Origin of the sequence: Aquitalea sp. (assembly GCF_030150775.1) — a bacterium.
GTDB lineage: Bacteria > Pseudomonadota > Gammaproteobacteria > Burkholderiales > Chromobacteriaceae > Aquitalea > Aquitalea denitrificans.
The window spans coordinates 55,167-67,768 of record NZ_JASLFG010000049.1 but is presented as its reverse complement, the minus strand read 5'-3'; the positions used below and the strand labels follow the sequence as shown (position 1 = coordinate 67,768).

Annotated in this window: 12 protein-coding genes; 8 read left to right on the top strand and 4 right to left on the bottom strand. The window is 56.1% G+C overall.

Annotated elements, in window-relative coordinates:
- Positions 1–3: 3 nt before the first annotated feature.
- Positions 4–840: a peptide chain release factor N(5)-glutamine methyltransferase gene (gene prmC, locus QVF59_RS16780; protein ID WP_287881372.1), complete on the top strand. Its 837-nt coding sequence runs from the start codon at positions 4–6 to the stop codon at positions 838–840.
- A gap of 302 nt (positions 841–1,142) precedes the next feature.
- On the opposite strand, the gene QVF59_RS16775 is transcribed toward prmC, so the two are convergent.
- The gene (locus tag QVF59_RS16775; RefSeq protein WP_159875141.1) at positions 1,143–1,622 is read right to left on the bottom strand and encodes an FKBP-type peptidyl-prolyl cis-trans isomerase; all 480 of its coding nucleotides are present in this window, start codon (positions 1,620–1,622) and stop codon (positions 1,143–1,145) included.
- A gap of 138 nt (positions 1,623–1,760) precedes the next feature.
- Here QVF59_RS16775 and QVF59_RS16770 point away from each other — a divergent pair, with 138 nt between their 5' ends.
- Positions 1,761–2,894 (top strand): ribosomal protein uL16 3-hydroxylase, encoded by a 1,134-nt coding sequence (locus QVF59_RS16770; RefSeq protein WP_287881371.1) that lies wholly within the window; start codon positions 1,761–1,763, stop codon positions 2,892–2,894.
- 332 nt (positions 2,895–3,226) lie between these two features.
- On the top strand, positions 3,227–3,457 hold the full coding sequence (locus QVF59_RS16765; protein ID WP_287881370.1) for a hypothetical protein: 231 nt from the start codon (positions 3,227–3,229) through the stop codon (positions 3,455–3,457).
- A gap of 49 nt (positions 3,458–3,506) precedes the next feature.
- Here QVF59_RS16765 and bamC read toward each other — a convergent pair whose 3' ends face one another.
- Both bamC and dapA read right to left on the bottom strand, forming a co-directional pair.
- A complete protein-coding gene (bamC, locus tag QVF59_RS16760; protein WP_287881369.1) occupies positions 3,507–4,673 on the bottom strand; it encodes an NlpB/DapX family lipoprotein in 1,167 nt (388 codons plus the stop codon).
- Positions 4,674–4,698: 25 nt separating this feature from the next.
- Positions 4,699–5,574 (bottom strand): 4-hydroxy-tetrahydrodipicolinate synthase, encoded by an 876-nt coding sequence (gene dapA, locus QVF59_RS16755; RefSeq protein ID WP_287881368.1) that lies wholly within the window; start codon positions 5,572–5,574, stop codon positions 4,699–4,701.
- A 174-nt stretch (positions 5,575–5,748) separates the two neighbouring features.
- On the opposite strand from dapA, the gene QVF59_RS16750 reads away from it, so the two are divergent.
- Both QVF59_RS16750 and fabG read left to right on the top strand, forming a co-directional pair.
- Positions 5,749–7,380: an ABC-F family ATPase gene (locus QVF59_RS16750; protein ID WP_159875145.1), complete on the top strand. Its 1,632-nt coding sequence runs from the start codon at positions 5,749–5,751 to the stop codon at positions 7,378–7,380.
- A 270-nt stretch (positions 7,381–7,650) separates the two neighbouring features.
- A complete protein-coding gene (gene fabG / locus QVF59_RS16745; RefSeq protein ID WP_159875146.1) occupies positions 7,651–8,391 on the top strand; it encodes a 3-oxoacyl-ACP reductase FabG in 741 nt (246 codons plus the stop codon).
- Positions 8,392–8,467: 76 nt separating this feature from the next.
- Here the strand turns inward: fabG and cysB are convergent, their stop codons facing one another.
- Entirely contained in the window at positions 8,468–9,412 is a 945-nt protein-coding gene (gene cysB / locus QVF59_RS16740) for an HTH-type transcriptional regulator CysB (RefSeq protein WP_159875147.1), read from the bottom strand.
- Between the two features lie 121 nt (positions 9,413–9,533).
- Here cysB and QVF59_RS16735 point away from each other — a divergent pair, with 121 nt between their 5' ends.
- The 3 genes from QVF59_RS16735 to QVF59_RS16725 are packed head-to-tail and all read left to right on the top strand — an operon-like array spanning position 9,534 to position 12,439.
- Positions 9,534–10,238 (top strand): phosphoadenylyl-sulfate reductase, encoded by a 705-nt coding sequence (locus QVF59_RS16735; RefSeq protein ID WP_159875148.1) that lies wholly within the window; start codon positions 9,534–9,536, stop codon positions 10,236–10,238.
- 46 nt (positions 10,239–10,284) lie between these two features.
- On the top strand, positions 10,285–11,943 hold the full coding sequence (locus tag QVF59_RS16730; RefSeq protein WP_287881367.1) for a nitrite/sulfite reductase: 1,659 nt from the start codon (positions 10,285–10,287) through the stop codon (positions 11,941–11,943).
- Entirely contained in the window at positions 11,927–12,439 is a 513-nt protein-coding gene (locus QVF59_RS16725; protein WP_287881366.1) for a DUF934 domain-containing protein, read from the top strand. The genes QVF59_RS16730 and QVF59_RS16725 overlap by 17 nt, the downstream gene beginning before the upstream one ends.
- Positions 12,440–12,602 lie beyond the last annotated feature (163 nt).

Here is a 12,602-nt window from a genome sequence, read left to right as displayed (position 1 = left end):
ATCATGCTAACCATTGAACAGGCACTGCGCTGCCACCCCTTGCCCCGCCTGGAAACGCGTATGCTGTTGCAGCATGTCCGCCCGGGCCTGACCCATGCTCGCATGATTGCCGATCCCGATCTGCAGCTAACTGAAAGTGAAGTTGCCCAGTTTACGCAGCTGGCACAGCGCCGACTGCAGGGCGAGCCGATGGCCTACCTGCTGGGGGAACGGGAATTCTATGGTCGCAACTTCAGGGTTACACCTGCAGTGCTGATCCCCCGCCCCGAAACCGAGCATCTGGTGGAGGCCGCCTTGCAGTACGTGGCCGCCGTCGCACCAATGCGCGTGCTTGACCTGGGCTGTGGTAGTGGTGCCATTGCCGTTACCTTGGCACTGGAAGCGCCGGCATGGCAGGTGCAGGCTGTTGACCTATCCAATGATGCAGTCGCAGTTAGTCGTGACAATGCAGATCGGCTTGGCGCGACTGTCAGTTTTCATCTGGGCAGCTGGTATCAGCCGCTGGGTGAACAGTGCGGATTTGACCTGATTGTTTCCAATCCCCCCTATATTGAAAAGCACGATCATCATCTGGAAGAGGGCGATGTCCGTTTCGAGCCGCGTATGGCGCTGACGGATGAGGGCGACGGGCTGGATTGTCTGCGCAAAATCATTGCCGGTGCACCGGCACGGCTGAAGCCTGGAGGCTGGATCATGCTGGAGCATGGCTATGATCAAGGGGCGGCTGTACGCCAGTTATTGCGGCAGGCGGGTTTGCAGGCAGTAGCAACACGGGCGGACCTGGCGGGACTGGATCGGGTATCTCTAGGACAGATGCCGATTGACTTGCTCTCGGTGTAAGTGCGGGGCGTGGTCTCGCACCTCGTGAAGACTGAGGCAGTAAGGCGCATATCTTTAGGTCTGGCCGAGAGGGGCGCGAGGGATTGTCAGTCAACAGTAGTTTTTTTGCCCTGTATCAAGGGGCAAGGCCGATTCCAACGGCATGCTGGCTCCAGTCCGAAAACTGTGATGTTTCTGGAGTGATTCCTGCTGTGTTTTCCTGTGGATGGCTAAAGGAAAACTGGCGTAGCCCCGATCATCATAGAGATTAAGGACTACGCCAGCTTGAGCAGACAATAGCGGGTATTGTCTGGCGTTATTGCTTAGTGGTGGTGGCCATGTGCACCGTGAACGTGGCCGTGGCTCAGTTCTTCAGCACTGGCGGCACGTACTTCGGTAACCTTGGCAACAAAGCGGATGGTCTGGCCAGCCAGCGGATGGTTGGCATCCACGATAGCCTTGCCGTCGGCGATGTCGGTTACGCGGAACAGCAGCACGTCGCCGGTTTCCGGATCGTCAGCTTCGAACATCATGCCGACTTCGACGTCAGCCGGGAACACGTCCAGATCTTCAACGCGAACCAGTTCTTCTTCCGGGTCGCCGAAAGCATCATCCGGGGTCAGCTTGACGTCGACGGAGTCGCCAACGCTCTTGCCGTGCAGGGCCTCTTCAACCAGCGGGAAGATGCCGTCATAGCCGCCATGCAGGTAGGCAATGGGTTCTTCAGTCTTGTCGAGAAGGGTGTTCTCTGCGTCAAACATCTCGTAGTGGAGGGTAACGACGGTATCTTTGGCGATTTGCATCAGAAATTGTCCGGAATGAAATGAAAAACCTTGTCAGGGCGAGGTGCACATTGCGCCCCAGTCCTGCAAGCAATAGTGCGGAATGCCGCTTGAACGTATTGTAAACCATAGAAGGGCCCGCAAGCCCGTGAAACTGCCATGAAACCGATGACATTGCTGGGGGGACTCACCCCCGAAGAGTTTCTCAGCGAATATTGGCAAAAAAAGCCTTTGCTGATCCGTGGTGCGCTGACTGATGTTGGTCCGCATGTTGATTTCAAATGCCTGTCCGAACTGGCCATGCAAGAGGACGTTGAGTCCCGCCTGATCGAAAACCGCAGCGGGAAATGGCATCTGGAACGCGGCCCATTCCGCCCGGCCCGCTTCCGCAAGCTGGGTGAAACCGACTGGACCATCCTGGTACAGAATGTGAACCATCACTTGCCGCATATCGACAAGATATTGTGGCAATTCGATTTCATCCCTTTTGCTAGGCTGGATGACCTGATGATCAGCTATGCACCGCCAGGTGGCACTGTCGGCCCGCATTTTGATTCCTACGATGTCTTCCTGCTGCAAGTGGGCGGCAAGAAGCGCTGGCAGATTTCTTCGCAAGCCGATGACGACTTTATTCCGGATGCCCCCATTCGTGTATTGCAGGATTTCCGCGTGGAAGAAGAATTCGTGCTCGAGCATGGCGACATGCTGTACCTTCCGCCCAAGTGCGCACATTATGGTGTCGCGCTTGAGCCGGGCATGACGTACTCGATCGGCTTTCGAGCCGCACCGACGCAGGAGCTGGCTACACAGTTCCTGGTCTATATGCAGGATCGCATCTGCCTGGACGGGCGTTATGCCGATCCCGAATTGCAGCGCCAGCCAGACCCGGCACGCATCAGCGACGAAATGGTGGACAAGGTCAGCCAGATGCTGAGCCAGATTACCTGGGATAAGCGGACGATCAGCGACTTCCTTGGACACTATCTGACCGAACCGAAGCCGCATGTGTTTTACGATTCACCAGCAGAAGAGCTGGATGAGGATGAGTTTGTCCAAGAAGTAAGGCTTCTCGGGATTGAACTGGATCGCAAAAGCCTGATTCTGTTCCATGATGAAATGTTCTATTGCAATGGTGAGCTTCTCGAAATCGAACCGGATGATGTTGCACTGTGGCAACAATTTGCCAATCAGCGGCATTTGTCCCCAGCCGACATCAGGCCGTCGTTATTGGATGTGCTGTACGAAGGATATCTATCTGGATATTGGCATTTGCCGCAGTCTGTAGCAAAATAACCACATCAGATGTTCAAATGTACACATGGCAAGGCATCTACCGGTCAAGCATCGGCGTTCAAACGCTCATTTTGCCGGGAATGCTGCGCTGCGGAAGGTTGCAGTGGGATTAGTGGCGTTTTTGCTGGTCTGCCCCCCTACACAGCAATTTTTTTCGTGATACAATTTGCGCACTGAAAGATTTTCAGTCGCCCAGTCATTTCCAAATACAGCTTGGGCGATTAAATTGACGTCTTGTTAACTTATCTTTAAAGGTCAAGAAAAAATGAAACAGTCGCTCCTCGTTGCTGCCCTGCTGGCCGTTGCTCTGTCCGCTTGCGGTAAGAAGGCTGATGCTCCTGCTGAAGCTTCCGCTCCTGCTGTTGAAGCTTCCGCTCCGGCTGCTGATGCTTCCGCTCCGGCTGCTGACGCTTCCGCTCCGGCTGCTGACGCTTCCGCTGCTGCTGCTTCCGCTCCGGCTGCTTCCGCTGCTCAGTAATTCAGCGCGAAAGCACCAAAAACCGGCTTCGGCCGGTTTTTTTACGCCCATTGTTTGCCGCTTGCAGGCGGCGCATTGTACGTAAGCATGAAAAAAGCCCGCTGGAGCGGGCTTTTTGCTTTACTACGGGAGGCTTATTGCAGCTCAGTCTGCAACTTGGACAGTACCGATTTGGCAAAGCTGTCCGACAGCGGCTTGCCTTGCTTGTCCAGTACGGCCAGCGTGCTGCTGCCGCCGTCAATTTCCTTGACCTGGATCCGGTATTCCGGTCCGGACGGATTGGCCTTCTCGTCGCTATCCTTGCTCTTCCAGAATGCGAGGCTGGACCAGAAGCCACCACCGGAGGAGGACTCGTCTTTCTTGTCCAGTTCGCCCTTGGCCGGCTTGACGAAGTAGAGGCCCTGCGAGCGGTCGCGGTCATTGACCACCAGACCGATGCGATCCAGCGCCAGACCAACACGACGCCAGGCGCGATCGAAGCCGTCATTGATGTTGAGCTTGCCATCAACAATGCTGTCTTTCGGCTTGTCGGCAACAACCTGGGTTTTCTTGACTGCGGCCTTGGCCTGCTCTTCGGTAATGCCCATGCGGATCATGAAGCGGCCCAGCAGCTCGGCTTCCAGATTGGGATCAACCGGACGGGGCTGCCACATGGTGTCCGATTTGCCTTCGTTGATGAAGGTTTCGTACATGCCGCGATGCGAGAAGTAGATCTCGGTGCCGTTGGCGGTTTTTTCCAGGCGGATGCGGAATTTGTCACGCTCCGGTGTGGACATTGCGCCGCCCAGGCCAACCGTTTCCATCAGCTTGCGAATACCATCGGACGGCAGCTTGGCACGGTTTTCGGCCCAGTCGGTTTCCATGATGCCAAGATCCGGCTCTTCGGTCTTGATGACAAAACCGTTTTCCTGCCAGAAGGCTTTCAATACCGGCCATAGTTCTGCCGGCGATTTGCCCTTCACCTCAAGCCAGCGCTGGGTGCCTGCGCGTTCCATGGTGATGTTGTCGATACTGTTGACGGCGACTGTATTGCCAGTCACGGCAGCCTGAACGGCCGCGGCTTGCTGGGTGGCTGCCACGGCATTGCTGCTTGCCAGGGCAGAAGCACTGCCGGTGGCCGGAATGACATATTTGTTCTGGATTTGCGGCGCGGTCAGGTCCGGCGGCACTTCCAGGGTGTTGCCCGCTTTGGGCGGTTCGGCGGACTTGTAGTCCAGTTTCTTTTCCAGCGGGTTGGAGGTGCTGCAACCAGCGAGAATGCCGGTTGCAAGCAGAATCGCGGCGGGCGCGCTTCGTTTCATGCGGACTCCCTTGTCGTCAGGGGGTTTAAATGAGTTCAGCCTGCTTCATGGCGGCCGTCAGCTGCGGGCGCAGGCTGTCCGACATCACATGAAGGGGAAGGCGGATGCCTGCAGGAATCATGCCCAGCTCTTGCAGTACCCATTTGGCCGGAATCGGGTTGGGTTCGGCAAACAGCTGCTTGTGCAGACCTTGCAACTTGTCGTTCAGTTCGCGTGCCAAGGCCGCGTTACCGGCAATGGCGGCGTCACACATCTGGCTCATCAGCTTCGGTGCAACGTTGGAGGTGACGGAGATGACGCCATTACCACCACACAGCATGAATGCCATGCCGGTTGCATCATCGCCGGAGTACAGCGCGAAGTTTTTCGGGACACGGCTGATCAGGTCGCAAGCGCGGCCGATATCACCTGTTGCATCCTTCAGCCCGATGATGCCGGGCACTTCGGTGAGGCGCAGTACAGTGTCATTGTTCATGTCGGCAACGGTACGACCCGGTACGTTGTACAGGATTACCGGAATGTCGACACTTTCAGCAATTGCGCGGAAATGGCGGTACATGCCTTCCTGCGTCGGTTTGTTGTAGTAGGGCACCACGGAAAGGGTCATGTCAGCACCTGCCTGCTTGGCATGTGCCGCCAGTTCGATGGCTTCGGCGGTGGAGTTTGCCCCGGTACCGGCGATAACCTTGACGCGGCCTTTGGCCTGTTTGATGACAGCTTCGACGACAGCGATGTGTTCATCAACGGCAAGGGTGGCGGATTCGCCGGTGGTACCAACGGCAACAATGCCGCTGGTGCCGTTGTCGATGTGGAAATCGACCAGGCGGGAGAGCGATTCGAAGTCGACCCGACCATCTGTGGTCATCGGGGTGACCAGGGCAACCAAGCTACCGGTAAGCATAGTTCTGCCTATATCTAGGGATGAAGATTCAAAGTCTTCGATTGTAGCGGAATTCCCCTACGGGTCAAAAGCATGTCATCGCATTTGGTGCCAAGCGCCGGATTGTCGTGCCGATGTGATAGAATCCACGGTTTTTCCGATACTTACGGCTGGATTGGCTGAAGGATCCCAAGCGTGATTACCACAAGCAACATTACCATGCAGTTTGGCGTGAAACCTTTGTTTGAAAAGGTTTCCGTCAAGTTTGGCGAAGGCAACCGTTATGGCCTGATTGGCGCCAACGGTTCCGGCAAATCGACATTCATGAAAATTCTGGGCGGTGACCTGGAACAAACCGGTGGCGAAGTTGCCATCGAAAACGGCCTGCGTCTGGGCAAGCTGCGTCAGGACCAGTTTGCCTACGAAGAACAGCGCGTCATCGATGTGGTGATGATGGGCCATACCGAGATGTGGGCGGCGATGAGCGAGCGTGACGCCATTTACGCCAATCTCGAAGCCACCGAAGAAGATTACATGCACGCGGCCGAACTGGAGGCCAAGTTCGCTGAGTATGACGGCTACACCGCAGAAGCGCGTGCCGGTGAACTGCTGATGGGTGTGGGTATTCCGGTGGAGCAGCACTTTGGCCCGATGAGTGAAGTGGCTCCCGGCTGGAAGCTGCGTGTGCTGCTGGCACAGGCCTTGTTCTCCAACCCGGACATCCTGTTGCTGGACGAACCGACCAACAACCTGGACATCAACACCATTCGCTGGCTGGAGAATGTGCTGAACGAGCGCAACTCCACCATGATCATCATCTCCCACGACCGTCACTTCCTGAATTCCGTATGTACCCACATGGCGGATCTGGACTACAACACCATCCGCATCTATCCGGGTAATTATGATGACTACATGATTGCCTCGGCCCAGGCGCGTGAGCGTCAGCTGTCTTCCAACAGCAAGGCCAAGGAGCGTATCCAGGAGCTGCAGGAATTTGTGGCCCGTTTCTCGGCCAACAAGTCCAAGGCGCGTCAGGCGACTTCCCGTCTGAAGCAGGTGGACAAGTTGAAGTCGGAAATGGTGGACGTGAAGCCGTCCAGCCGACAGAACCCCTTCATCCGCTTCGAGACCGACGACAAGTTCAAGCTGCACCGTCAGGCCGTAGAAGTGGAAAGCCTCAACAAGGCTTACGACAGCAAGGTGCTGTTCAAGGATATGAGCTTCATTCTGGAAGCCGGTGCCCGCCTGGCGGTGATTGGCCCGAACGGTGCAGGTAAGACCTCGCTGGTCAAACTGCTGGCCGGTGCTTTTGAGCCCAAGTTTGCCGAAGGTCTGACCGCTGACTTTGGCAACATCAAGTGGGCGGAAAAAGCCCAGATCGGTTATTTCGCGCAGGATCACGAGGCCGATTTTGACACCGACATGAACCTGACCGAGTGGATGCGCGAGTGGGGTCAGGACGGTGATGATGAACAGGTGATCCGCGGCACGTTGGGTCGTCTGCTGTTTGGCGGCGACGAAGTGACCAAGCCGGTTCACGTGCTGTCCGGTGGTGAAAAGGGCCGCATGCTGTATGGCAAGCTGATCCTGCAAAAGCCCAATGTGATGATCATGGACGAACCGACCAACCACATGGACATGGAGTCGATCGAATCGCTGAACATGGCGCTGGAAAAGTACAAGGGCACGCTGATTTTCGTCTCGCACGACCGTCAGTTCGTCAGCTCGCTGGCTACTCATGTACTGGAGCTCGATGGCAAGGGCGGCTATGACTACTACACTGGCAATTATGAAGATTACCTGGCCAGCAAGGGTCTGGAATAAGCGGTAAGTCGCTCTTTCTTCAATGCCTTTGTCTTGTTGGCAGGCAGGCTAGAGCGATTGCTTTACCGACGGGAGCAGGTGCGCTATATTGCAGTGCGACATCGTGTTGCGCTGCAAAATAACAGTGCACGATGCTCCCGTTTTTTGTAGCACCAACATAATAACGACAAGACCAAAACAGGAACCCGATCTTGAATGGGTCGATGGTGGAGCCCGAAGGTCGACCCGGAACCGGGTTGCCTGCAACCTCAAGTTAATGAAGGAAGAACCATGCGATTGAAAGGGAAAGTCTCCATCATCACTGGCGCTGCCAGCGGTATCGGCAAGGCGACTGCAGAGAAGTTCATCAAGGAAGGCGCCATCGTTGCCGTCTGTGACCTGAACATCGATGCCGTGAATGCAGTGGTGGAAGAACTCAAGGCTCTGGGTGGCGAGGCTGTCGGCTATCTGGTCAATGTGACCGACAAGGCGCAGATCGCCGATATGGTTGGTGATCTGAAAGCACGCTTTGGCCGCATCGATGTACTGGTAAACAATGCCGGCATCGTAATGGATGCTCAACTGATCAAGATGACCGACGACCAGTTCGACAAGGTAATCGACATCAACCTGAAGGGCGTTTACAACTGCGCACGCGCCGTGGTGGATACCATGGTGGAGCAGGGCGGCGGCGTTATCCTGAATGCGTCTTCGGTAGTCGGCGTGTATGGCAACTTTGGCCAGACCAACTACGCTGCCACCAAGTTTGGCGTGATTGGTTTCGTCAAGACCTGGGCCAAGGAATTGGGCAAGAAGGGCATTCGTGCCAACGCCGTATGCCCGGGCTTTGTGGCTACGCCCATCCTGAAATCCATGCCGGAAAAAGTGATCCAGGCCATGGAAGACAAGGTGCCGATGAAGCGTATGGCCGACCCGGCTGAAATTGCCAATGTCTATGCCTTCCTGGCGTCGGACGAAGCCAGCTACATCAACGGCGCTGCCATTGAAGTAACCGGCGGCCTGACGCTGTAAGCAGCAGGCAGATGCAGTGAAAACGCCCCGGCATGCCGGGGCGTTTGCTTGTCGGGCAACTCAGAATGCTTGAGTGTCAGTCGTCCAGCTCACTGTCATGGGCAAGAAGGGCCGCATCCACTTCACGACGGTGCAGATGTGGAGCAAACAGTTCGACAAAGGTGTAGGCAAAGCCGCGCAGGTAGGCATCCTTGCGAATGCCGATCTTGGTGGTGGATGGTTCGAACAGATGGCCGGCATCGATAATGCGCAGGTTTGCATCCCGGACCGGCTCGAACGCCATACTGGCAATGATGCCAATGCCCAGGCCAAGGGCGACATACGTCTTGATCACATCGGTATCAATGGCAGTAAGCACCACATTCGGGCTGAGGCCCTGATCTGCAAAAGCCTTGTTGATCTTGGAGCGGCCGGCAAAGGCAAAGTCGTAAGTAACAATCGGATAACTGGCGATGTCTGCCAGGCTGAGCGGATGATCCAGCTGCAGCAAGGGATGGTCCTGTGGTACCACCACGGAACGGTTCCACTCATAGCAAGGCAACATGGCCAGCTCTTTGTAGAGGGCAATGCCCTCGGTGGCAACGGCCAGATCTGCCTCGCCGGACACAACCATCTCGCAAATCTGGGTCGGGCTGCCCTGCTTGATGGACAGCTTTACCTTGGGATAGCGTTGCACGAACGCTGCAATGGTGGGGGGGAGGGCGTAGCGTGCTTGGGTGTGGGTGGTGGCAATGGTGAGCGCACCTTCCGATTCGCGCGAGAACTCATCGCCGACACGCTTCAGGTTCTGCGCTTCGCGCAGAATGCGCTCGGAAATGCGCAGCACTTCCTTGCCTGGTTCGGAGACGGATACCACACGCTTGCCATTGCGGATGAAGACCTGGATGCCCAGCTCATCCTCCAGCAAGCGGATTTGCTTGGAAATGCCCGGCTGCGAAGTATGCAGCTTCTCTGCCGCTTCGGAGACATTCAGACCCTGTTTGGCCACTTCGACCAGATAGCGCAGCTGTTGCAGTTTCATAAGACGGGCATATTCCATAAAACCTGTAGGCATTAAATACTAACACAATATTCTTTTAGGTTTATATAGGGCTTGGGTAGGATGATGCCCTAGCCAGACTTTACCTATAGTGGAGCGCTCGATGAGCCTGGATGTGAAACTTGCAGCAACCCAAGCCCTGCTGACCGAAATTGCCGCCAAACACCCGGATGCGGTGCTGGCCAACAGCTATGGTGCCGAAGACATGGTACTGACTGACCTGATCGCCCGCCTGTCCCTGCCGCTGCAGGTGTTCAGCCTGGATACCGGCCGGCTGCCGGCCGAAACCTATACGCTGATGCAGCAGGTTGCCGAACGCTATCCGGCGGTACTGGTAAAGGTGTACTTCCCGGACACTGCCGCCACCGAGACCTATGTCAATACCCATGGCATCAATGGCTTTTATCAAAGCGTCGAATTGCGCAAATCCTGTTGCCAGATCCGCAAGATTGAGCCGCTGAAGCGGGCGCTGGCAGGCAAGACCGCATGGATTACCGGTTTGCGTCGCGAACAGTCGCCAACCCGGCAGGATCTGGGCAATCAAGAGTTCGATACCGATAATGGCCTGATGAAGTTCAATCCGCTTATCGAGTGGACCGAAGCTGAGGTCTGGGAATACATCCGCAGCAACGATGTACCCTACAACGCACTGCATGACCAGCGTTACCCCTCTATTGGCTGTGCCCCTTGCACCCGCGCCATCACGGTTGGCGAAGACGTGCGGGCAGGTCGCTGGTGGTGGGAAAATCCGGAATCCAAAGAGTGTGGGCTGCACATCAAGTCCAGCCCCCTCAAGCGCCCAGCATAAGGCTGGCCGGCCCTATCAGGCCAACCTTACCCAAGGACATTCAACCATGTACCGTTATGATGAAGTCGACCATCGCATCGTGCGCGAGCGTGTCGAACAGTTTCGCGATCAGACACAGCGCTTTCTTTCTGGCGAGCTGGCTGAAGACGAGTTCCGCCCGCTGCGTCTGATGAATGGACTGTATGTGCAGCGCCATGCTCCCATGCTGCGTGTTGCCATACCCTATGGCCATCTGGCAAGCCGGCAATTGCGCAAACTGGCCCATATTGCCCGCAAGTACGACAAGAACTACGCGCATTTCACCACGCGCCAGAACATCCAGTTCAACTGGCCAGAACTGGCGCGCGTACCGGATATCCTGGAAGAGCTGGCAGAAGTTGAAATGCATGCTATCCAGACCTCCGGCAATTGCGTACGCAATACCACGACGGATGCCTTTGCTGGCGTAGCCCAAGACGAAGTGCTGGACCCGCGTGCCTACTGCGAAATCATCCGCCAGTGGAGTACCCTGCACCCGGAGTTTGCCTTCCTGCCGCGCAAGTTCAAAATTGCCGTATCGGGTAGCGTGGAAGACCGTGCCGCAACGCAAGTACACGATATCGGACTGCATGTGGTCCGCAATGAGACGGGTGAAGTCGGCTTCAAGGTGATTGTGGGTGGTGGTCTGGGCCGTACCCCCATTGTTGGCGAGGTGGTGAAGGAATTTCTGCCCACTCGGCATTTGCTGACCTACCTGGATGCGGTGCTGCGCGTCTATAACCGTTTTGGCCGTCGCGACAACAAATACAAGGCACGTATCAAGATTCTGGTCAAAGCCATGACCGTGGCCGGCTTTGCCGCCAAGGTCGAAGATGAATGGCTGCATCTGCAAGATGGCCCATCCACTTTGCGGGATACCGATGTCGCCCATTACGCCAGTTTTTTCACCGATCCGGCTTATGACCTGCTGCCATCCAATCCACCCGAACTGGTGGAAAAGCAAGCTACCGAACCCGCTTTCGCGCGCTGGCTGGAGCGCAATACCCGTCCGCACAAGCAGGCAGGTTATCGTTCGGTTGTATTGTCTTTGAAAAAAACCGGCGTGCCGCCGGGTGATATCACTGCAGAGCAGATGGATGCCGCCGCTGATTGGGCAGACCATTTTGGTTATGGCGAACTGCGCGTGGCACACGAACAGAACCTGATTCTGCCCGATGTGCGTGAACGCGATCTCTACAAAGTATGGCAGCTGGCCAAGAGCCAAGGCTTTGCCACCCCCAATGTCGGTTTGCTGACCGACATCATCTGCTGCCCGGGCGGTGATTTCTGCAGCCTGGCCAATGCACGTTCCATTCCGGTTGCCGAAGCCATCCAGACTCGCTTTGACAATCTGGATTACCTGTTCGACCTGGGTGAAATCGACTGCAATTTCTCCGGTTGCATGAATGCCTGTGGACATCACCATATCGGCAATATCGGTATTCTCGGTGTGGATAAGAATGGCGAAGAGTGGTACCAGATTACCCTGGGCGGTAGCCAGGGCAGCCATACCACCATCGGCAAGGTTATTGGACCATCCTTTGCACAGGCAGATGTACCGCTGGCGTTTGAGAAAATCATGGCGGTCTATCTGGAGCAGCGCACAGACGGGGAGCGCTTTATTGAAACCGTACGCCGCATTGGCCTCGACCCCTTCAAGGAACGTGTATATGCGAAGCATCATTAAAGATGGGCAGGTAGCGCAGGACTGCTGGCAGGTATTGCGTGCGGATGCCGAGGGCCAATACCCGGCTGTGGCTGCTGATGTTGATGTCATCATCCCGCTGGCACTATGGCTGGCAGACAAGGCGGCATGGCAGGCCCGCGCCGGCCAGACTGCAGTCTGGCTGGCTCCGGACGAGGATCCGCAGCAGCTGGCTGCTGATCTGAACAGCCTTCCGCTGGTGGCTGTCGATTTTCCGGCATTTACCGATGGCCGTGGATACAGCCTCGGCCGACTGTTGCGGGAACGCTACAGCTATGCCGGTGAGTTAAGAGCGCTGGGCGACGTGTGGGTGGATTTGCTGCACTATCTCTGGCAGGTTGGCTTCAATGCCTTCGAAATCAAGGGTGGCAAAGACCTTGATGGGGCATTGTCCGGATATGACACTTTCACGGAACGCTATCAGTCGACGCATCGTGAGCCGGTTCCCCTGTTTCGTCGGCGTGTAACATCACTGTGATAGTGTCGTGTTAATGACACAGAATTGCCGGGTTGCTCGGGAATTGTGATGCTTTTCTGCAACATTTCATCAACATCAGCCGTCGTGCTGTGTTGACACCGGGTAGGCGCATTTCTATAGTGCCCGTTAACTGCATAAACACAGTTTGGCGCTTACCCTGTTG

Bases quoted from the DNA above. Each gene is read 5' to 3' on its own strand.
- QVF59_RS16730 (WP_287881367.1), top strand. From the start codon at position 10,285: ATGTACCGTTATGATGAAGTCGACCATCGCATCGTGCGCGAGCGTGTC.
- cysB (WP_159875147.1), bottom strand. From the start codon at position 9,412: ATGAAACTGCAACAGCTGCGCTATCTGGTCGAAGTGGCCAAACAGGGT.
- prmC (WP_287881372.1), top strand. From the start codon at position 4: ATGCTAACCATTGAACAGGCACTGCGCTGCCACCCCTTGCCCCGCCTG.
- QVF59_RS16735 (WP_159875148.1), top strand. From the start codon at position 9,534: ATGAGCCTGGATGTGAAACTTGCAGCAACCCAAGCCCTGCTGACCGAA.
- bamC (WP_287881369.1), bottom strand. From the start codon at position 4,673: ATGAAACGAAGCGCGCCCGCCGCGATTCTGCTTGCAACCGGCATTCTC.
- QVF59_RS16770 (WP_287881371.1), top strand. From the start codon at position 1,761: ATGAAACCGATGACATTGCTGGGGGGACTCACCCCCGAAGAGTTTCTC.
- dapA (WP_287881368.1), bottom strand. From the start codon at position 5,574: ATGCTTACCGGTAGCTTGGTTGCCCTGGTCACCCCGATGACCACAGAT.
- QVF59_RS16765 (WP_287881370.1), top strand. From the start codon at position 3,227: ATGCTCCTGCTGAAGCTTCCGCTCCTGCTGTTGAAGCTTCCGCTCCGG.
- fabG (WP_159875146.1), top strand. From the start codon at position 7,651: ATGCGATTGAAAGGGAAAGTCTCCATCATCACTGGCGCTGCCAGCGGT.
- QVF59_RS16725 (WP_287881366.1), top strand. From the start codon at position 11,927: ATGCGAAGCATCATTAAAGATGGGCAGGTAGCGCAGGACTGCTGGCAG.
- QVF59_RS16775 (WP_159875141.1), bottom strand. From the start codon at position 1,622: ATGCAAATCGCCAAAGATACCGTCGTTACCCTCCACTACGAGATGTTT.